This window comes from Nocardioides bigeumensis (genome assembly GCF_039531755.1).
Lineage (GTDB): Bacteria > Actinomycetota > Actinomycetes > Propionibacteriales > Nocardioidaceae > Nocardioides > Nocardioides bigeumensis.
This window is the reverse complement of the sequence record NZ_BAAAQQ010000007.1, coordinates 245,978-264,629: the sequence shown is the minus strand read 5'-3', so window position 1 is coordinate 264,629 and position 18,652 is coordinate 245,978. Positions and strand designations below refer to the sequence as shown.

At 69.8% G+C, this 18,652-nt stretch carries 19 protein-coding genes; 11 read left to right on the top strand and 8 right to left on the bottom strand.

The window, feature by feature from the left end; all coding sequences use genetic code 11:
* Together ABD295_RS08305 and ABD295_RS08300 are read right to left on the bottom strand one after the other, a co-directional pair.
* On the bottom strand, positions 1 to 135 hold a 135-nt coding region (locus ABD295_RS08305), incomplete at its 3' end, for a sigma factor-like helix-turn-helix DNA-binding protein (RefSeq protein WP_344303221.1).
* Positions 136 to 267: 132 nt separating this feature from the next.
* Positions 268 to 477 (bottom strand): hypothetical protein, encoded by a 210-nt coding sequence (locus ABD295_RS08300; protein ID WP_344303215.1) that lies wholly within the window; start codon positions 475 to 477, stop codon positions 268 to 270.
* A 390-nt stretch (positions 478 to 867) separates the two neighbouring features.
* Here ABD295_RS08300 and ABD295_RS08295 point away from each other — a divergent pair, with 390 nt between their 5' ends.
* The 5 genes from ABD295_RS08295 to ABD295_RS08275 all read left to right on the top strand — a co-directional run bounded on the left by ABD295_RS08295 (position 868) and on the right by ABD295_RS08275 (position 4,814).
* Positions 868 to 1,485 carry a hotdog family protein gene (locus ABD295_RS08295; protein ID WP_344303214.1) on the top strand — a complete coding sequence of 206 codons (618 nt, stop codon included), beginning with the start codon at positions 868 to 870 and terminating at the stop codon, positions 1,483 to 1,485.
* Between the two features lie 97 nt (positions 1,486 to 1,582).
* Positions 1,583 to 2,086, top strand: a complete 504-nt coding sequence (locus ABD295_RS08290) for an RNA polymerase sigma factor (protein WP_344303213.1) — start codon at positions 1,583 to 1,585, stop codon at positions 2,084 to 2,086.
* On the top strand, positions 2,076 to 2,624 hold the full coding sequence (locus tag ABD295_RS08285; protein WP_344303212.1) for a hypothetical protein: 549 nt from the start codon (positions 2,076 to 2,078) through the stop codon (positions 2,622 to 2,624). Before ABD295_RS08290 ends, ABD295_RS08285 begins: the two co-directional genes overlap by 11 nt.
* A gap of 88 nt (positions 2,625 to 2,712) precedes the next feature.
* Entirely contained in the window at positions 2,713 to 3,276 is a 564-nt protein-coding gene (locus ABD295_RS08280; protein ID WP_344303211.1) for a hypothetical protein, read from the top strand.
* Between the two features lie 20 nt (positions 3,277 to 3,296).
* Complete coding sequence (locus tag ABD295_RS08275; protein WP_344303210.1) at positions 3,297 to 4,814, top strand: alpha/beta hydrolase; 1,518 nt, start codon at positions 3,297 to 3,299, stop codon at positions 4,812 to 4,814.
* 300 nt (positions 4,815 to 5,114) lie between these two features.
* On the opposite strand, the gene ABD295_RS08270 is transcribed toward ABD295_RS08275, so the two are convergent.
* Together ABD295_RS08270 and ABD295_RS08265 are read right to left on the bottom strand one after the other, a co-directional pair.
* Entirely contained in the window at positions 5,115 to 5,666 is a 552-nt protein-coding gene (locus tag ABD295_RS08270; protein ID WP_344303209.1) for a PASTA domain-containing protein, read from the bottom strand.
* A gap of 199 nt (positions 5,667 to 5,865) precedes the next feature.
* Complete coding sequence (locus tag ABD295_RS08265; RefSeq protein WP_344303208.1) at positions 5,866 to 6,846, bottom strand: Ltp family lipoprotein; 981 nt, start codon at positions 6,844 to 6,846, stop codon at positions 5,866 to 5,868.
* Between the two features lie 402 nt (positions 6,847 to 7,248).
* On the opposite strand from ABD295_RS08265, the gene ABD295_RS08260 reads away from it, so the two are divergent.
* Positions 7,249 to 8,334, top strand: a complete 1,086-nt coding sequence (locus ABD295_RS08260) for a phosphatase PAP2 family protein (protein WP_344303207.1) — start codon at positions 7,249 to 7,251, stop codon at positions 8,332 to 8,334.
* Positions 8,331 to 10,112 carry an MFS transporter gene (locus ABD295_RS08255; protein ID WP_344303206.1) on the top strand — a complete coding sequence of 594 codons (1,782 nt, stop codon included), beginning with the start codon at positions 8,331 to 8,333 and terminating at the stop codon, positions 10,110 to 10,112. The genes ABD295_RS08260 and ABD295_RS08255 overlap by 4 nt, the downstream gene beginning before the upstream one ends.
* Positions 10,113 to 10,115: 3 nt before the next feature.
* Here ABD295_RS08255 and ABD295_RS08250 read toward each other — a convergent pair whose 3' ends face one another.
* Positions 10,116 to 10,703, bottom strand: coding sequence for a GNAT family N-acetyltransferase (locus ABD295_RS08250; protein ID WP_344303205.1), 588 nt, complete (start codon positions 10,701 to 10,703; stop codon positions 10,116 to 10,118).
* 483 nt (positions 10,704 to 11,186) lie between these two features.
* Between ABD295_RS08250 and ABD295_RS08245 the strand changes: the two genes are divergently transcribed.
* The gene (locus ABD295_RS08245) at positions 11,187 to 12,326 is read left to right on the top strand and encodes a hypothetical protein (RefSeq protein WP_344303204.1); all 1,140 of its coding nucleotides are present in this window, start codon (positions 11,187 to 11,189) and stop codon (positions 12,324 to 12,326) included.
* Between the two features lie 157 nt (positions 12,327 to 12,483).
* Here ABD295_RS08245 and ABD295_RS08240 read toward each other — a convergent pair whose 3' ends face one another.
* Complete coding sequence (locus ABD295_RS08240; RefSeq protein ID WP_344303203.1) at positions 12,484 to 12,771, bottom strand: hypothetical protein; 288 nt, start codon at positions 12,769 to 12,771, stop codon at positions 12,484 to 12,486.
* Between the two features lie 197 nt (positions 12,772 to 12,968).
* A complete protein-coding gene (locus tag ABD295_RS08235; RefSeq protein WP_344303202.1) occupies positions 12,969 to 13,223 on the bottom strand; it encodes a hypothetical protein in 255 nt (84 codons plus the stop codon).
* Between the two features lie 250 nt (positions 13,224 to 13,473).
* Between ABD295_RS08235 and ABD295_RS08230 the strand changes: the two genes are divergently transcribed.
* Together ABD295_RS08230 and ABD295_RS08225 are read left to right on the top strand one after the other, a co-directional pair.
* Positions 13,474 to 14,091, top strand: a complete 618-nt coding sequence (locus ABD295_RS08230) for an RNA polymerase sigma factor (protein WP_344303201.1) — start codon at positions 13,474 to 13,476, stop codon at positions 14,089 to 14,091.
* A complete protein-coding gene (locus ABD295_RS08225; RefSeq protein WP_344303200.1) occupies positions 14,075 to 14,521 on the top strand; it encodes a hypothetical protein in 447 nt (148 codons plus the stop codon). The genes ABD295_RS08230 and ABD295_RS08225 overlap by 17 nt, the downstream gene beginning before the upstream one ends.
* An 8-nt stretch (positions 14,522 to 14,529) precedes the next feature.
* On the opposite strand, the gene ABD295_RS08220 is transcribed toward ABD295_RS08225, so the two are convergent.
* The gene (locus ABD295_RS08220) at positions 14,530 to 15,894 is read right to left on the bottom strand and encodes a S8 family peptidase (RefSeq protein WP_344303199.1); all 1,365 of its coding nucleotides are present in this window, start codon (positions 15,892 to 15,894) and stop codon (positions 14,530 to 14,532) included.
* An 85-nt stretch (positions 15,895 to 15,979) separates the two neighbouring features.
* On the opposite strand from ABD295_RS08220, the gene ABD295_RS08215 reads away from it, so the two are divergent.
* Positions 15,980 to 18,571 (top strand): CHAT domain-containing protein, encoded by a 2,592-nt coding sequence (locus tag ABD295_RS08215; protein ID WP_344303198.1) that lies wholly within the window; start codon positions 15,980 to 15,982, stop codon positions 18,569 to 18,571.
* Positions 18,572 to 18,652: the final 81 nt, after the last annotated feature.

The following is an 18,652-nucleotide window of genomic DNA, read 5'->3' as shown; positions in this document are numbered from 1 at the left end:
GGTCTCACCCTCGAGGTGGTAGCGGGCGATCAGCTTGGAGACCCAGGCCTTGGAGACGCCGTAGGACGTGGCGACCTCGGCCTGGGTGCGGCCCTCGAGGACGACGGCGGTGATGACCAGCCTGGCTTTCGACATGGCCGAGCATCGAACCCGCGACCGGGTTTCCTATGTCTTGAGACATGGGTTTCCGCTGTCCTGAACCAGCACACTGTCAGCCCGACAGTGTGAGGTCTCAGGACATCCAGCGCGCCTCGTGGTCGAGTTGTGCTAGCCGCGCCGGCTCGAGTAGTCCTCGAAGGAAGTGGCGACACGCGGCGGGGAGTCGAGGACTCGCTTGACGCATTCGTCGAGGTCGTGCTCGACGACGGTGACGCGCTCGACGACCTGGGTCGCGATGGCGCCGTTCGCTGCGGCTCGGCGTTCTTCGTACGCCCCTCGTCGGCACGCTTGTGAGCACCACTTGCGGGGACGGCCCATCCGGCTCCGCGTCCAAGACCTGCCGCACCGCGGGCAGCAACGTCCTTCAGCTCGATCGCCTCGCGGCTCTAGGGCTCCCTTGTAGGGACAGACCTGCCGACGGGATGCCCATCGGACATTCGTACGGACGGATCGCAGCTCCGCGAGTGCAAGAGGTGTGTGGTCTTCGATCTTGTCGTCGGACCGATCGTCGCCAGCGCCCTATGGAGCGCTCGCGCCCAGCGACCGGCCATCCTGGCCGGTGAATCTTGAGCGCAAGCCGCGACTTCAAGGACCTGGCTGTCAACCCGAGGGCCGACTGGGGGCTTTGACAGGGTGACGGACCCGAACGAGTCCGGGGAGGGAACTTCTGCCATGGCTCACGTCCGCCACGCCGCTCTGGCCGCCGCATTGCTCGTCGCCGCCGTCGTTGGACCTGCGAACGCAGAAGCGCCCGACGAGGTCGACCAGACGCTGCTCGTGCCGACGACTTTGGACTCGTCGTTCGCACCGTTCGTATGCAAGGCCAAGCAGACCGGCCCTGTCTGCACCGGCGAGCGTCACTTGGTCGAGGGTTGGGCACCGGTCGACTTTCCCTGCGGCGTTCCGGTCTACGGAGCGCGGACGGAGGACCGGTGGCAAACGCGCTACTACAACGCCCAGTACCTCAACTACGATCGCTGGTTCCGCAGCCATGACGTCGACTACCTCAGCACGGAGCCGTCAGGTCCGGCGACTGCGACCATCTCCGCGAACGTCCGGTTCCGGGAGCCCTTCGCGGTGCCCGGTGACGACTCGACTATCACGGTCATCACGAGCGGCCTGCTCTACGACATCCGCAGCTCGAAGGGCGAAGCAATCTTCCGCGCCGTCGGCACGCTAGTGGAGCCGCCCGATGCCGCACCTACCTTCACCGGCCAGGTGACCATCGACGGGACGACAACCACGTACGTGGACGCGCTGTTTGACACGTTCTTCACCGACGACGCCTTCGTGGGTTGGGTCTGCCGGGCCATCACCGGGGGCTGAGGTGGCAAGGCGCATTGCTCGGTGTGCCGTCTCGGTCGGTGCTGGCCGGCATCGTCCTCGCGGCATTCAATAGAGACAACAGGGTCAAGACGGGCAGGTGCTGGTGAGGACCGAGGCGAGTACCGAGTTCGAGTGGTGGTTCCGCGCCAGCTACTCGTCGGTCGAGCGCACCGTGTTCCTCGTCGTGGGTGATCGTGGTCGGGCCGAGGAGATCGCGCAGGAGGCGTTCGTCAAGATGCTGCAGCGCTGGTCGGCGGTGCGGCGGTATGACAGGCCCGACGCGTGGGTGCGGCGGGTCGCTGTGCGGATGGCCGTTAAGAGCGCGAAGCGGGAGCGGGTGCGCCCCGAGGTCGAACGATTGGCGTCCAAGCCGGATCTCGACATGCCGTCCCTGCCCGATCCGGACCTCGCGGCCGCGGTGGCAGAGCTGAGTCCCATGCAGCGGGCGGTGGTGGTGCTCTTCTACTGGGAGGACAACACGGTGTTCGACATCGCCCGTGCACTCGAGGTGTCGGAGTCGACGGTGAAGCAGCATCTGTTCCGAGCACGTGCCCGGCTCGCCACGCTGCTCGGCGAGGAGGTGACCGACGATGTCCATTGACGAGCGCATCCGGGCAGGGTTGCAGGGCAACGCGACGTCGTACCAGCCGGAGGTCGAGTCCAGCCTCGACGCCGTACGCGGGCAACGGCGCCATGCCTGGGGGCGCGCAGGGGTTGCCGCGGGGGTCGCTGCTGCAGCCGTCGCAGTGGTGGCGGTCCTCGCGTGGCCGGGTGGCCCCGCGCCGACGAGGCCCACCCAGGCGCCGCCCGCCACCTCCGACCTGTTCGGTAGCTACGCGGCCGAGGTCAGCTCGCCGGCACGGTTGGCGGGGCGCTGGGTGCTCGAGCTCGACGGCAACGGCACCGTTGTCGTCACGCCCCCCGACCGGTACTCCGGCGTGGTCTCGGGCACCCTCTTCACCGCGGATTCCACGACGTTGCGCATCAACCTGTTCGCGCAGGACGTCTGCGCCGACCTTGGCAACGGGGAGTACACCTGGGCCCGCGAGGACGACAGGCTGATCCTCGGAGCCGACGCCGAGCCGTGCCGGACACGTCTGGACTTCTTCACCGACAACGACTGGGTCGCGAGCCCGTGAGCAGATCTCGGCAGTCATGGATGTCAACCGGCTTCGTTGGCCGAGCCTTTGAGAAGGTGACAGGCTCAGCCGAAGCTGGAGGTTGCCGATGCGTCCCAACCGAGTAGTCATCACGCTCCCGGCATTGTTGATGTGCGTCGTGTCGTGCAGCGACGATGACGCCCCCAGCAAGGCCTCTGCCGCGCGGGCTACGGCCAGTTCCAGCGCGCCCGAACCCTCGAGCGCGCCTGCCACGTCCAGTGCGCCGGCATGGGCGGGCCCGAAGATCCCGGACGGGGCTTACTCCAAGACCGTCACTCGTGCGGCAGCCAAGGCTGCCGAGGTCGCGGATTTCGTCTTTGGAGACTTCGGCAACCGCGACTCCGTCAGCTACACCTACAAGGTCAGTGGCGACAGGTTCACGATCTTTGTCGCGAGAGCGGGGGGGATTCCCGAGCCGGGGGAGGCCGGCACGCTGTCATACGCCCCCGGCAAGAAGGTGACCATGGCAGGCGAGTCCGAAGCGTGTGCGCCGTGCGTGTACACCTACCGGTGGCGCCTAAGCGGCCAAAGCCTGCACCTAACCCTTGTGGGGCATGAGTCGAGTGACGGCCCGAAGGAGCTCGCTGCCACGCGTTTCGTCACCGAAGGCGTGTTCGAGAGGCAACCATGAGGTCGTTCATCCCCCTCGTCGTGGCCGTGGCGCTGTCCGCAACGGCCTGCACGAACGACGCCGACCGGGATTCCGATCCTGACCTCGACGGCGGCACCAGGGCGGCCCCACAAGTTGTCTGGCACGCCTGTGACGACGCGGTGGAAGCGACCTTCTTGTCCAAGCACCGGTGCGGCACGCTGACCGTCCCGCAGGACCGCGGTGATCCGGATCGCGGCACCCTGGACCTCCCGGTCCTTCAGACTTGGCCGGTCGGCGTGGAGCCGGAACCCGGCCTGGGCACCTCCTTCGGCGCCAACGTCGGAGACCCGGCGAACTTCACCGGCGGCGCCGCGATGGGCGCCACCCGCCTGCGTCACGTCGGCGTCCAGCTGGGCATGCGTGGCACCTTTCCCTCCACGCCGGACCTGACCTGCCCGGAGCTCGATGCGTTGTCGGACCGGGCTGCCGCGGTGCCCGATGCCGACCGCGATCTGCGATCCGCGTTCCTCGAAGGCGTACGCCGATGTGCGTCCCGCCTGCGGGCTGGGGGGATCGAGCCCGCGAACTTCGACGCCGCGGCTGCCGCCGCCGACGTCGATGACCTCCTGAGCGCCATGGGCGCTGACTCGTGGTGGATGGCAGGCTCCTACGGCACCCAGTCCCGGGTGCTCTTCAGGTACCTGCATGACTTTCCCGGCCGCCTGGACGGGGCCTTTCTGGATTCGCCTTGGTTCCCGCACACAGACGACCTGACCGGCGGCGCCCTAGGCACAAGGTCGGCGCTGGATGAGCTCTTCACGGCCTGCACCAAGGACGAACGCTGCGCTTCGCGCTACCCGGACCTCGAGGCGGCCTGGGAGCGCGCGCTGCTCCGCACTGCGCGGACGCCCCTCCAAGGGGTTGGCCGCAACCTGGACCGTGACCGGGTCCGGGTGCTGGTGGACGACGCCAAGCTCCTCCGGTTCGCCCGTTACTCACTCGGCGGCGACGGGTCCGCGAACCTCCGCTGGTTGCCGCGGATCATCACAAACGCGGCCTCCGGTCGACTGGATAACCACCTGGCCGACCTCGTCGCCAGCGACCCGCTCTTCTGCGCCGGTTACCGCCCGTTGTGCATCCAACCGGCGTCGTTCGCGTGGGGCGTGTTCTTCACTTCGCTCTGCCACGACCAGCTTCCCGGTCTCGACGAGGTGGCGCTGCGCTCTGCCGTCGACGGCGACCCCGCATACGAACAGGTCTTCGCCCGCTCGCCGTACAGGGGGGCATGCGAGGAGTGGGCGACACCGGGACAGGCGTCGCCACCGCCGCCCGATCCCGATGGCACGCCTCTGCTCTTCATTCCGGGGCAGTTCGACGCCTTCGCACGACCCGAGTGGTCCCAACAGCACGCCTCTGCGTGGGTCACGGCTTGGCTCTTCACCGCTCCGAACAACACCCACAACACCCTCGGATTCGACGAGTGCGGCCTCGGTGTACGCAACGCATGGGTAAGGACTCCAACCACACCCCCAGACCCCGGCAATTGCGCCGCGCGCCCAGAGCTGGAGTTCAAGTAGCTCGTAGACCTGGAGAGGTCGGTCGCCTGCCGAGACGAGGATCGAAACCACGCACTCGACGACAGCTCAGCGCAGTGCTGTCGACTGCGTCCTTGTGTGCGTCCCTATCGAGCTCGCCTGAGTCGATCCACACCCGTCCAGAGTCACGCTGGTGTTGGTGCTGACGTGGGAAAGCTCGACTTGCCTGGGCGTCCACTTCGCGCTAGCAGCTGCCGGGATTTCCGTCGTGCAGCTGGAAACTTGAGGGTGTTCTAACGCCGGCGCAGCCCAGTCTGCGCGGAGGGGCGTGAACAGCAGTCGTCAGCAGGATTCAGACAGCTTGACCGCCACGAGCTCGACGAGTGTCGCGACATCGGTCACCGTTCCTGCCGCAGGGCGTTGGCCGCAGACCTTCCAGTTGTAGTCGAGCATCTGGAAGCGCTCCTGCCCCGTGCCATCGGTCTGGGTGAGGAGGAAGCTGCCGCGAGCCTGGAGCCTGTTCTGGGCTTCCTGCAAATTCATTCCCACGAGGGCTGGCATGACGAACGTGTCGCTTACGGCGGCGACGGCCTTCTGCTTCCGCTTCTTCTCCTTCTTGCGCTGGGCAGCGACCGCCTGATCGTCGGCGGCCTCGTCCGATTCGGCTGCCTCTGGGTCACCCTGGTCGTCTCCCTTGCAGGAGCGGTCGACCGTGATGCGGGGTGCACTGGTGATCTCCTCGCCGGAGACCGGTTCCTGGCTGCAGACCGTCCAGTTCGACTCGTCGAGGACGCCGAACGTGCCGCCGCCGAGCACTTCGACCTCCTCGTCGAACCCAGCGCGCTCTATGTCACTAAGAGCGACATCCAGTCGCTCTCCGACGATCTCAGGCATTGACGCGGGCTCGCTGCTCGAGCACGCGGTTAGCGAGATGGTGGTCAAGGACATGACGGTGGCGCAAATGAGGCGGCGCATGAGGGACCCTCCGACGTGAAAGTGTGGCGATTCATCAACTAGTGCTGCGGAAACCTGCACGTGCAGGCGTCGGCTCCCTCGCGGGTGGAGCGTCCAGCTGCGCGTCTTCTCCTGGGTCTCAGAGGCCGATCTGGTTGACGGCGTAGACGGCCTCCTCGAGCGTGAACTGGCCGCCGTACGGGCTGGAGAGCTGTTCGATGAGGCCCTGCCGGGAGAACGACATGGTGTCGAGGTACTGCTTGGCCGCCTTGACTGCCTGCTGCTTCCAGTCGACGCCGAGCTGGCCCACGGCCCAGGTCGCGTCGGCGACCTCGAAGCCGGACCCGAAGTCCGAGGTCAGCTGGTCGATGAGGCCCTGACGGCTGAAGGCCAAGAATTCGAGATAGTCCTCGGCCGCCGAGAGCGCGTTCTCCATAGCGAGAGTGATCTTCGAGCGGCTCGGATCCAGCGGGAAGGCGTCGACGGCATCCGCGACGCGGTCGTCGTCGGAGTCCTTGCTGTAGTCGGCGTCCTTGGGGAACGCGTCCAGCTGGTCGGCGACCCGATCGCCGTCGGTGTCCTTGCTGTACTTCGCGTCCTTCGGGAAGGCGTCCTGGTAGTCGGCAACGCCGTCCTTGTCGGTGTCGATGTCGTCCTCGGTCTGGACCTTCGGATCCTCGGGACGCACGTCCTCGTCGTCGACGGTTCCGTCGCCGTCGGTGTCGACCGGCTCGGGCTCGGCGACCTGCTCGGTCTCGGTGTCGCTCTCTGACTCGGACTCCGGCTCCGACTCGGTCGAGGAGGCATCGGCGTCGGAGTCCTGAGCGGTCTCAGACGTGTCAGCGTTGGCGCTGGGAGACTCCTCGTCGGGCATGAAGCTGCCGATGATGGCGAGGGCGACGAAGACGGCGGCGGCGATCGCCCACCAGCGTCGGTACCAGGGCTTCGGGCTGCGGGCGGGCGGGACGGGAACCGCGGTCGCCGGCGAAGCAGTCGGCTGCGCTGCGGGCAGGCCGCGGGGTGTCGTGTGCTCCGACCAACCCTGGCCGTCCCACCAGCGCAGCAGGTTGTTGTCGTGCGGGTCCGGGAACCATCCGGGCGCGGTTGTACCCCTCGTCATGCGAGTTCATCTCCCCAAGGTGTGCCATCACGCGCTCCTGGCTGAACGCGGCGGCGTCAGCATTACATTGACAGGCGCCCGTTGTGTGCCGTTTCCGTCAGGAATGTCCGAACGGCCATGATCGACTGCCGCAGATGGTGCCGAAGTCGAAGTCAGAGCTCCGCGGCCCCACCGATGGCTCACTCAGCGCGTCACCCTGGAACGTCCTGGTCGAGGTTGGACACGATCTGGCTCACCGCACAGCGGTGCGGCGGCCGGGCTCGAGCCAGCCCACCCTGATGCACTGACGTCGCCTCGGGATCGTTGCGGCACCCAGCGCTGCCCTTCCCCCGAGGGTGCTCGGCACACCCCGATCCTGCGACGATGGAGACTGTTGCAGCGTGCACTCGAGGAGACTCCACCATGACCCAGACGGGACCCACCAGGCGAGCGCGCCTGACGGACGTCCCTTCGGTGTCCCCCGACCACGGGGAGAACGGGCACGGGTTCGTGTGGCGGTTCTGGATCATCGTCGTGCTGTGGGCGGCCTTGGTCGTCGTGCGGTCCGACGCGCTGGGCATCCCGGTGCGCGACCCCGAGGGACAGATGTTCCGTGGCCGGCTCACCAAGGCCCTGGTCTTCCTGGCCGTCATCGCGCTGGTCGAGGCGGTGGTCAGGGCCCGCTCACGTCGGCGGGCGCGTGACGGGTTCGTGGGTGGTGTCGCCCGGGTGCTGCGTGAGCGGTGGACCCGGCAACGCCTGCTCCTGGTGATCACCGGCCTGGTCGGCTACCACGTGGTCTACCTCGGTTACCGCAACCTCAAGAGCTGGAACGCTCTCAACCCACTGCGCGACGACGACCTGCTCGCCGTCGACCAGGCGCTCTTCCTCGGTCACAGTCCAGCGGTCCTGCTCCACACACTGCTCGGGCAGTCGTACGCCGCCGAGACCCTCGCGGTCGTCTACCGCTCGTTCACCTACGTCATCGTGCTGGGCCTGGTCGGGAGCCTGGCCCTCGTCCCGCACGTCCGCAGGGCCTACGTCTTCCTCAGCGCCGCGACGTGGGCGTGGATCCTCGGCACGCTCAGCTACTACCTGCTGCCGAGCCTGGGCCCCTACGCCGAGGTTCCCGGCGAGTTCGCGAGCCTCCAGCACACCCCGATCACCGACACCCAGGCCGAGTACCTCGTCGAGCGCGCCTTCTTCCTGGCCGACCCCTCGGCGTCCGACGCGTTCGTCAGCCTGGGGGCCTTCGCCAGCCTCCACGTCGGGTTCACCACGCTGGTCTTCCTCATGGCCCGCTACTACGGCCTGCGGCGCACCAGTCGGGTCCTCGCCGGCTACCTCGCGGCCGTGATCGTGGCGACGGTCTACTTCGGCTGGCACTACGTCGTCGACGACATCGCCGGGGTGCTGCTGGGGTTGGCAGCCGTCCAGCTCGGCAAGTGGACCGTCTTCCCGCCTGCGTGGTCAGCCCGGTCCACGCCCGGTCGCGAGGAGGCGGCGTGACGGCCGTCGAAGAAGCGTCGGTCGATCCGGCCACGCTGGTCGTCGCGTCACCTAGCGTCGCGGGCGCGGTGTGGACGAACCCCGTCGTGGTCGCCACCGGCCTCGCCGGCGTGCTGCACCTGCTCTGGTGGAAGCTGCTCGCGACGCCCGGCGGAGACATCGCCGCACAGGACGCCTGGGCGGCGTTCGCCGAGGCCCACCCGGGAAGCGCCTACGACCTCGCTTGGTACGGCGGCATGCACCCGGTCTCCTACAGCGCCATCTCGCCCTACCTGATGGCCTTCCTGGGTGTGCGGCCGACCATGGTCGTCGCCGGCACCGTGGCCGCGGCGCTCCTGGCCCTGCTCCTCGAGCGCAGTCGCCACGTGAGCAGCCCCATGCTGCCGGCGGTCTTCGGAGCCCTGGCCCTGACCGGGAACGCCGTCTCGGGCCGGGTCACCTTCGGCTTGGGGATGATGTTCGGGCTGGCCGCCCTGGTGGCGGCGTTCACCTGGTCCGCCGACCTCAGCCGTCGCCCAACCGTGCGCCGGCTGCGGATGGCGGTGATCGTCGTGCTCACCGCTCTCACGGCAGCAGCGAGCGGCGTGGCGGGCCTGATCCTGGGGCTCGTCGCGGCGGCGCTCTGGCTCACCGGCGACCGAAGGCTGTCGCTGGCGATGGGGCTTCCGCCGCTGGTGGTGGTCGTCGTCTCCGCGTGGCTGTTCCCGCTGTCGGGGGAGCAGCCGATGTCGTGGTACTCCGCCGTGCTGCCGACGGCCGCCGCGCTGACGGCCGTGCTGCTCTTCCCGCGCGAGTGGCGGATGCTGCGCGTGCTCGGCCTGGTCTACTTCCTGGCCGTCCAGCTCGCGTGGCTGGTGCCCTCGCCCGTCGGCACCAACATCAGCCGGCTCGGGCTGATCTTCGCCGGCGTCGGCCTGGTGGCCACCCTGCCGGGTCGCGACTGGGCGCGGTCGTCCGCCGCCGCCCGGCTGGGTCGCACCCTCTCGGCGGGCCTGGTGGGCGCCGCCCTGATCACCTCTGTCTCGTGGCAGGTGGGTCTCGCTGCCCGCGACGCCATCAGCACCGCTCCTCCGACCTCGCTGAGCCTCAACCTCCAGCCCCTGGTCGAGCAGCTCGAGGCGCGCGGCGCGGGGCTCGGTCGCGTCGAGGTGGTGCCGACCGCGAGCCACCGCGAGGTGGCTGCCCTCGCGCCGTACGCCAACCTGGCCCGCGGCTGGAACCGCCAGGCCGACGCCGGACGCAACCGCCTCTTCTACCGCGACGTCCCGCTGACGGCCGACGCCTACCAACGCTGGCTGCGGCGCTGGGCGGTGCGTTTCGTCGTGCTCTCCGAGGCCAAGCCCGACGTCGCCGCCGTCGAGGAGGCCGCGCTCGTCGCCGACGGACTGCCCTACCTCGACCGCGTGTGGTCCGACGACGAGTGGACCCTCTACGAAGTACGCCGGCCCAGGCCGCTCGTCTCCGAGCCGGCGGAGGTGCTGTCGTTCGACTCCGCCCTGATCACGCTCTCCACACCGGAGCCCGGGCCGATCGTGGTCCGGGTCGCCTACTCGCAGTGGCTGGGACTCCTGGACGCCGGGGGAGAGCCGTTGCCGACCGACGGGGCCGACGGTCCCGATGGGGTGCAGCTGGAGCAGCCGTGCCTCTCCGGGCTGGCCACCGACCGCGGTGTCGACAACCCGCGCGACAACTGGCTCGTGCTGCACGCCACCGAGGCCGGCGTCTACCGCATCGGCGCGCCCTACAAGATGCCGCGCGGATCCGCCTGCGCCTCCTGATCGTCAGGCGCTCCGTCCGGGCTGGTCTTCCGGGCTGGTCGTGCGGACGGCCAGCTGCTCGCACGCCCATTCGTAGTACGTGACGGGCAGCAGCTGCCCGTCCTCGTCGAACCAGCCCTGCCCGACCTCGCGGCCGCCCAGGTGCTCGTAGAAGCCGCGTGCCAGGAGGTTGGCGGACAGCACCTGGAGCCGTGCTCTGGTGCAGCCCAGCCGTATGAGCTCTGTTGCCGCAGTGCGGAGAAGAGCACTCCCGCAGCCCTCGCCGCGACGACCCGAGGCGACGTAGAGGGCGGTGATCTCCGCGGTGGATGCGGACGCGTCGTCACCCTCGCGGGCATACACGAGGCCGACAGGACGTCCTTCGTCGTCCTCGGCCACGAGGAGCACGTCGATCGGCACGTCGCGTCCTGACTGCTCCGACAGAACCTGCGCCCATCCTCGGGCGGAGACCTCCGGCGTCCACTCGGCCACCCGCTTGCGCCAGGCCTCGTCGGGCATCTGACCGTGGTGCGTCGACAGCCAGGCCGCCACCATCACCTCGCCGAGAGCAGGAGCATCGTCCGGTGCGGCTGCCCTGATCGTCACGGTCATGGTCAGTCCTTCGGCGACGCGTCGGTCGGGCGGATAAGTCCCGAAACTCAGGCGGTAACGGCGTTGCGTGCACCAGGATGCGCCCATGCCGGAGCGACGCGCCACCCGTCCGGCGCGTGGATGGCTCGGTCGCGCCACCCCCTTCGGTCGCCTCGGCCGCTGGCTCGGCTTCACGTGGGTCTTCCCCATCGGCACGATGGCGGTGCCCTTCCACCCGCTGCTCGCGCGTGTCCTGCCCTGGCTGCCCGTCGCCGTCGTGGCGTACGCCGGCGCGCTCGCCGTCGCCGGGCGCGACGGCGGAGTCTCACCTGCGTGGCTGCTGGCTGCCTACGTGGTGGTCGGGTTGCTGCTCTCCGTACCGGTGCTCCAGTACGCCTTCTTCGCGTTCCGCCTGGCCCTGCTGCAGGGGATGCTGGTCAGTGCCGCCATGGTGCTGATCGCTTCGACGTGGCGGCCGGCCGCAGCGCGCAGGGATGGGTGGTCGTGCCCGTCGCCTACGCGGCGTTCTATCTCGTCCTGCGGCTGGGCGGGCCGCTCGCGCTCAGGCGTACGGAGCGCAAGAACGCCGAGGTCGAGCCCTTGGACCCGGGACATCGGGGCGTCGAGGTCACGGGCCGGCGGACGGAGGAGACCGCACAGTGGCTGGTCGAGCACTGCGACCTGCCGCGCGTCTCGGCTGGCGGCCGCAGCCGACTGCGTGTCGACGCCGCGACGTACGCGCGGGTGGGAGAGGTCGCGGAGCAGATCGACACGGGGTACACCCGCGTCAACGGCGACGTGCTGGTCGTGCACGATCTCCAACCGGCGGCCGTGCGGGTGCACGCGCTCCGCCGGCGTGGGTGGTGGCGCCTGCTGGGCGACGACCGGGCGGAGTGGGACATCACCGACGGCGACCGAACCGGGCGGCTGGTCTCCGGCAAGGCGCACCTCGTCAGTGGGCTCCCCGTGCTCGTCTGCTTCCGCTTCTGCGCCGTCTTCGGCGGGACGAGCCGATGGATGATCGGGTTCCCACGCAAGCCTGTGGGCGGCTCCTCGACCGACGAACGGCAGGTCCTGACGCGGGTGTTCCCGCCGCTCACCGCGTCGCCGCACGTGGTGGACCCCGTCGAGGTGCTCGTTCCCTTGGAGAACGCGCTCGTGGAGAGACGGCGGCGGTACCTGAGCTTGCTCGAGGAACTGGCTGCCGAGCCCGACCTGTCGTTCCGGGACGCGCGGAGGGCGCCCGACCTGGCGTTGCTGACCCGGGTCGCGGGCGAGGTGATGGCCGGAAGCGGTGAGCGACTGTGTGACCTCGTCGACCGTGCGAAGGAGGAGCACGGTCTGCAAGTGGCCATCGCCTGTGCCCGGGCACTTGCGCGACTCCCGCTGGGGGAGTTCCGGTCCTTGACGCAGCGCCTCCTGCCCATCGTGGGCAGCCGCATCCTGAGCCTGCAGTGGACGCTCACCCCGAGCTGGACGTGCGTCCGCTGCCGCGGGGCCTGCCGCGCTTCGGCGACCAGGGCGGATTCGGGCTGCTGCCCCGGGTCCCGGACCTCTTCGCGCGGCTGGGCGAGCTCGACGATCCTCGGGTCCTCCGGGTCGTCGAGGGGCTGGCCGCGGAGGCCGGTTGGAAGCACCCGCTGACAGAGGCCAGGGACGCGTACCTGTCACGTCATCCGCGCTGACGCGCGCGGGCCGGCAGGCGACGCGGAGCGACGCGAGCAGCAGGCGAAGAACGTCGCCCGGGCTGTGCGGCCCGGGCGACGTCCGGCGTGGGTGCGGACTCGAGACTGCGCAGCGCTCAGTCGGGGATCCGCGAGTCGGGCGTGGTGGGGTGGCCGCCCACGGCCTTGTCCGCCTCGGCACCCTGGCGCTCGGCGCTGTCGGCCGACATGGGCGGGTGGTAGTCGGACTTTCCCTGACGCTCCGCCGAGTCGGCGGACATGTGCGGGAAGCCCTGGACGACAGCGGGAGCACCCGGCTGCACGTCGTCGACCTGCTCGGTCTGCGTCCCGCATGCAGCAGCGGCGAAGAACACAGACGTGACGGCGACTGCGATCCCGCAGCGGCCGATGGTGGAGTGAAACATGATGGTGTTCCTTTCGTTGGGGGACCCACTGGTTGGAAGCGGATCGCTAGGGGGACCGGTGACCGGGGCCGCAGATACGACGGCTTCGAGCGGGTCGCCGGCGGGCTAGACCAGGCGTCGGCGTACCGGCGCCAAATGGGACATCGCCCGGGCCCTCGCGGGACCCGGGCGATGCCGGAGTGGTGCGGTGGAGCCCGTCAGGGACGGGCGTCCGGCAGCCGCTTGCCCGGCGCGGCCGGGGACGGCGAGGGCAGCTGGCCCTGCTCGGCGCGACGGGCGTCGGCGTCGAGGGCACGCGGCGACTTGCCCTCGGGCTCGGCCGAGGGACCGGCGCCCGGGGCGGCCGGGGCGATGTCGGCCGCGGTCTGGCTTCCGCAAGCGGTCCCGGCGATCAGGAGCGCGGCGAGCAGAGCAGTCGCCGAGAGCCGACTGGCGATGGTGGAGCTGGACATGGTGACTTCCTTTCAGTGGATGCTCTCTGGCGAGCGATCAGTGCTGGAAGGACGGCCGGGCCACGCCGCTGATACGTCGGTGCGGAGAATGGAGTTGTCGCCCGGCGATCGGGGGAGGACTGTGGACCTGAACCTGCCTCGAGATCGCGGGCTCTGTGTATCTGGGCGACCCGTTGGCTCTCCCACTTGCATCGAGGAGGCGAAGCGGATGAGCAACCGATGCACGCAGTGGCCCGCAAGGAGGGCGGCGATGGAGCACGACAGGACCGTGGCCGAGCTGGTCTCCGCCGCGCAGGCTGGGGACGCCGAGGCCTGGAACGACCTGGTCCGGCAGCTCCTGCCGCTTGTCCGGGGAGTCATCAACCGGGTGCGGCTCTCGCCGGCCGACGCGGCCGACGTGAACCAGACCGTGTGGCTGCGGCTGGTCGAGCACCTTGACGAGCTGCGTGAGCCGCGGGCCCTGCCCGGCTGGTTGGCCACGACGGCACGCCGTGAGGCGCTCCGGATCATCGAGATGAAGAAGCGGACGACGCCTGTCGACCCGCAGGACAGCGGGATCGAGCGGATCGAGGCACCCGGTGAGATCGACGACCTGGTCCTGAAGGCGGAACGCGCGCAGGCCGTGCGCGACGGCCTGGCCGAGCTGCCGGCGCAGCGTCGACGCCTGCTGGAGCTGCTGGTCGCCGAACCTCCTCTGTCCTACGAAGAGATCAGTCAGACCCTGGGCATCCCCATCGGGAGCATCGGCCCCACCCGGGCACGAGCGCTGGCCCAGCTGCGCAACACGAAGGCCATGAGGGCCTGGTCTGGCAACACGGACGCGGCGGCCGCCGCAGGAGGAGACGGTTCCCATGTCCACGTTCGGTGACGACGACCTCGATGTCATGGCCGACCTCGTCAGTGAGGTGCTGACGCCCGACCCCGACGTGCCGCCCGACTGGGAGGAGGCTGCGTTCGCGGCGTACACCTGGCGCACGGTGGACCAGGAGCTGCTCGCCCTGAGCTATGACTCGATGGCCGCCGGTGCCGGGGCGGTCCGCGGTGACGGCGGACGCGTCCTCGAGTTCACCGGCGGTGGCTTCAGCCTCGAGGTCGAGCTGAGCGACCAGCAGATCGTCGGTCGCCTGGCCGGCGACGCTGCCGGGAACGTCGACTTCGAGGCCGCCGACGGCAGGGTCCGGTCGGCGACGCCCGACACGTCCGGCTTCTTCACCCTGACCGGCGAGGACCACGGACTCGTGCGCTTCGCCGTGCGCAGCGGACCGACCCGCTTCGTCACCGAGTGGATCGTGCTCTGACAGCACTCCTACTGCGGGACCTGCAGCGCCTTCACCATGATCGGCGCCGCACCGGCGACGCTGGCGGGGCTGGGGACGTCGTGCGTCTTCGCCAGGACGTCATCCTTGGCCGCCATGACATCGTCGTCGCCTCGCCTGCCCAGCTCGGCAGCGACCAGTCCGGCCACCATGGGCGCCGAGAAGGACGTGCCGCTCCAGCGCGCCAGACCCGTCGTGAAGTAGCGCCGCTGGCCGGGATGCGGTGGCTCGCGGGTGGTGTAGCGGCCGGTCGGGAACGCGTTGACGATGCGATGGCCGACGGCGTAGACCTCGGCGGACCTGCCGAAGTTCGAGAACGAAGACACCTCGCCGTCCCGGTCCAACGACCCGACGCCCAGGGCCCAGTCGAACGACGCCGGCCAGAAGTCATCGACGACCCCTTCGTTGCCCGCGGCGGCCACCAGGAGGCAGGCGTTGTCCAGCGGGCTCAGCCGCTTGTCGAAGAACCGCTCGAAGCTCAACAGCGGACGGTTCTTCCGCGTCGTGCTGCCCGCGGACAGGTTGATGATGTGCGGGTTGTGGAGCGCAAGCGCCTGGCCGAGCTGCTTGACCATCTTCGACTCGCGGATCGCTCCCGTCTTCGTGAGAAACCCTTCGACCCGGACGTCGGCCGCGGGCGCGAAGCACTTGACCACGCCTGCGACGAACGTGCCGTGGCCGGCGTACTTGCGCACGACCTCTCCGTTGTAGTTCTCGCGGTCACCGTCGACGCCGGCCAACCAGGGGGTGTCTTGATCGAGTGCCGCCGGCGGGTGCCACCCCGTGTCGACGACGCTCACGGTTACGCCGGCGCCGAACGACGGGTTGTCCTGTGGCGGGTAGGGCGCTGTCGCCTGCGTGACCTCAGGCTCGACGGCAGGGCAGATCCTGCCGCCACCGACTGGGCACATGTGGAGCCAGTGGTCGGGCTGGGCGACGAACTTGCGCATGTGCTCTTCGTTGTTCTGGTCGATCTCGTCAGGGATGTCCAGCTCGGCGTCGATGAGGTCGAGCGCGTCGAGGACCCTCGGCTCGTTGCCGTCCTTGCGGGCTTTCGGCAGCGGGAACCGCACCAGGTCGAGCGCCATGAGCTCGGGGTCGCTGGTCGGGTCCGGAGGGTCGTCCACGACGAACAACTTGTCCAGGGCCTCGTTGACGTCACCCTCGCTCCCGACCCGCACCAGGAATCCGGTCGGGTCGTAGAGGAACCGGAAGTCGGCGAGGTCGTGGGTCTCGTTGCCCAGAGCGTCTCCGCCGTACCACTCCAGCCGGCGCGGGTGCTGGGCGGTCAGGATCTTCAGCTGTGCGGCGAGACGCAGTCTCGCCTCGGCCCTCAGCTCTTCATCAGTCGACATCGCCGTCTCCCTCCCCTGAGATGACCACCCTCAAGCAGGCTAGACCTGCGAGACGATGCGGGAAAGACTTAAGTAGGGGGGCTGTGTGAGCGAAGGCGAGCAAGGCGCAGCAGCAGCGCTCCTCGACCTTGCGCTGGATGACCCGAAGGTCGCCGCGCTCAGGGCGCGTACGTTGATTGCAGCAACGTCGGATCCCTGGTGGGCCTCGGTCGGGCATCACGCACTCGGACTGGCGCTGCGGACGGCCGGGGACCTTCCGGAGGCCGTTGCCGAGCTCCGCAAGGGGTTGCGACTGGCCGCCCGCTCCGGGGACGTCGACAGGGCCGCCGATGTCCGCGCCTCCCTGGGTGTCACCCTGATCTCCCAAGGGCACACCGTCCGGGGACTCGCCTTGCTGGACGCCGCCATCGAGCAGACGGAGGACCGCTCGCTGGCGGCGAAAGCGTTGATGCGACGAGGGGCTTGCCTCGCCTGGATCTTGGGACGGCATCACGCTGGGTTGGCCGACCTGAGTGCGGCCCTCCGCGTCTTCGGCGAGCTGGGGGACCAGGTCTGGGAAGCCCGCACTCGAGGCTTCCTCGGGCTCATGCACCTCGGGGTGGGTGACGTCGCAACCGCCGAGGCGCAGACCACGTTGGCCCGCGAGCGGTTCGTCCGGCTCGACCGCGGCGCGGAAGCGGCGCTCATGCTCCTCAATCGAGGCGTGATCGCCTACGTCAAGGGTGACGTGACCGCGTCCCTGACGCTCTTCGATCTATGCGAGGAGGAGTTCAACGAGCACGACGTAGACCCCACCTTGCTGGTGATCGAGCGGTCGACCGCCCTGCTCATCGCCGGGTTGGCGGCCGAGGCCGTGGTCGTCGTGGACGACCAGCTGCGCCGCGGAGCGAGCGTCCCCGTAGAGCGGGCCGAGCTCCGGCTCCGATTGGCCAAGGCCTGTTTGGCGGTGGGTGACCACGAGCGTGCCGCGACGGAGGCCCTAACGGCATCGCGCTTCTTCCGGCGGTCCGGTGGCGACTGGTTCACCCACCAAGCCGAGCTGGTGGGGCTGCTCGCTCGCGAGCGAGCCGGCGTCATGCACGGCTCCTTGACCCGAGCCGCGGCCCGGACCGCAGCCGCACTCGAGGAGGACCGGTCGGACGAGGCGGTCATCGGCTGGCTACTCGCGGCGAGAACCGCTGCCGGTCGCGACCCCACGGCTCGCGCGGAGCACCTGGCTCGGGCGGCGACGTACAGGACGCATCCCACCGCGTTGGTCAAGGCAGGCGCGTGGCTTGCTCGTGCCCTCGACCGTCAAAGCCGGGGCGACCGGCGGGGAGTGCTGGTCGCCTGCGGTCGCGGGCTCGCTGAGCTCGACCGGCACCGCGCCACGCTCGGCAGCTCAGAGCTCAGGGCGCTGGCGAGCGGACACGGGGCAGAGCTGGCCGCTCTCGCCCTGGCCACGGCCGTCGACGGCCCGGCCCGCCGACTTCTCCGGTGGAGCGAGCGCTGGCGGGCGACGTCGCTGGCGCAGCCGCCCGTCCGGCCGCCGGAGGACGATGACCTCGCCACCGGACTCGCGGCCCTGCGGGACAACGGGCGACGCCTCCAGCTCGCGCGGTCGGACGCGGCAGACACCGCACGACTGGAGCGGGACCGCGCCCGGCTCGAGGACCAGGTCCGTCGGCTGACACGGCGTACTGCGGGGGCGGGACTCGCCGTCGACAGTCGCCTGGACGTCGATCGTCTGGTCGCCGAGACCGGCGACGCCGCCTTCGTCGAGCTCGTGGAGATCGAGGGCGAGCTGCACGCCGTGGTCGCCACCCGCGGTCGAGTGCGGACTCAGCACGTGGGTCCGGTCGCCGAGGCCGAGCGGGCGGCCGAGTTCGCCCGCTACGGCCTTCGTCAGGCGGCGCGTGGGCGGCCGGCGCCGCTGGCCGAAGCCGGAGTCCGTCTCCAGGCGGCTCTGCTCGGGCCCAAGGTGGCCCGCTGGGTGGCGGACCGGCCGATCGTCGTGTCGCCGACATCGGCTCTGCACGCCGCCCCGTGGGGACTCCTGCCGGTGCTCGCCTGCGTGCCGCACTCCGTCGTACCCTCCGGGAGGCTGTGGCTCATGGCGCTCGAGCGAGCGCAGTCTTCTGATGCAGAGGACCGTGTCGTGTTCGTCTCCGGGCCGGGACTCACGACGGGCGGGGCCGAGATCGACGTGGTCGCGCCGCACCACCCGGCCGCCGTCGTCCTGCGTCACGAAGCCGCGACGGTCGACGCGACCCTCGAGGCTCTCGACGGCGCGACCCTCGCGCACGTGGCCGCGCACGGGCACTTCCGCGCCGAGTCGCCGCTCTTCTCCTCGCTCGACCTCGCCGACGGGCCGTTGCTGGTGCACGACTTCGAACGGATGGGAGCACCGCCTCTTCGGGTGCTGCTGTCCGCGTGCGACTCCGGCGTGCTCGCGCCGGTGGGCGCCGGCGAGCTGCTCGGCCTGGTGGCCGCCCTGCTGGCGGTCGGCACCGCCGGCGTCGTCGCCAGCGTGGCCGTGGTGAACGACGAGGCCACCGTCAGCGTGATGGTCGATGCCCACGCCGGGCTCGAAGCGGGCGACGACCTGGCAGGTGCGCTGCTCCGCGCCCGTTCTGCCGCCGGAGGCGATCCCGTCCGCGAGGGCGCGGCCGCGGCCTTCCTCGCGTTGGGGGTATGAACGAGCCAGATGGGCCGGAGCCACGAGACGAGGGCCGAGGTGGTTGAGGCTTTCTGACGCTCGCGAGCGGTGATCCGGAGG

Excerpts from the sequence above, each read along its gene's own strand:
- ABD295_RS08300 (WP_344303215.1), bottom strand. The coding sequence starts at position 477 with ATGGGCCGTCCCCGCAAGTGGTGCTCACAAGCGTGCCGACGAGGGGCG.
- ABD295_RS08285 (WP_344303212.1), top strand. The coding sequence starts at position 2,076 with ATGTCCATTGACGAGCGCATCCGGGCAGGGTTGCAGGGCAACGCGACG.
- ABD295_RS08280 (WP_344303211.1), top strand. The coding sequence starts at position 2,713 with ATGCGTCCCAACCGAGTAGTCATCACGCTCCCGGCATTGTTGATGTGC.
- ABD295_RS08270 (WP_344303209.1), bottom strand. The coding sequence starts at position 5,666 with ATGCCTGAGATCGTCGGAGAGCGACTGGATGTCGCTCTTAGTGACATA.
- ABD295_RS08265 (WP_344303208.1), bottom strand. The coding sequence starts at position 6,846 with ATGACGAGGGGTACAACCGCGCCCGGATGGTTCCCGGACCCGCACGAC.
- ABD295_RS08260 (WP_344303207.1), top strand. The coding sequence starts at position 7,249 with ATGACCCAGACGGGACCCACCAGGCGAGCGCGCCTGACGGACGTCCCT.
- ABD295_RS08250 (WP_344303205.1), bottom strand. The coding sequence starts at position 10,703 with ATGACCGTGACGATCAGGGCAGCCGCACCGGACGATGCTCCTGCTCTC.
- ABD295_RS08240 (WP_344303203.1), bottom strand. The coding sequence starts at position 12,771 with ATGTTTCACTCCACCATCGGCCGCTGCGGGATCGCAGTCGCCGTCACG.
- ABD295_RS08235 (WP_344303202.1), bottom strand. The coding sequence starts at position 13,223 with ATGTCCAGCTCCACCATCGCCAGTCGGCTCTCGGCGACTGCTCTGCTC.
- ABD295_RS08230 (WP_344303201.1), top strand. The coding sequence starts at position 13,474 with ATGGAGCACGACAGGACCGTGGCCGAGCTGGTCTCCGCCGCGCAGGCT.
- ABD295_RS08225 (WP_344303200.1), top strand. The coding sequence starts at position 14,075 with ATGTCCACGTTCGGTGACGACGACCTCGATGTCATGGCCGACCTCGTC.
- ABD295_RS08220 (WP_344303199.1), bottom strand. The coding sequence starts at position 15,894 with ATGTCGACTGATGAAGAGCTGAGGGCCGAGGCGAGACTGCGTCTCGCC.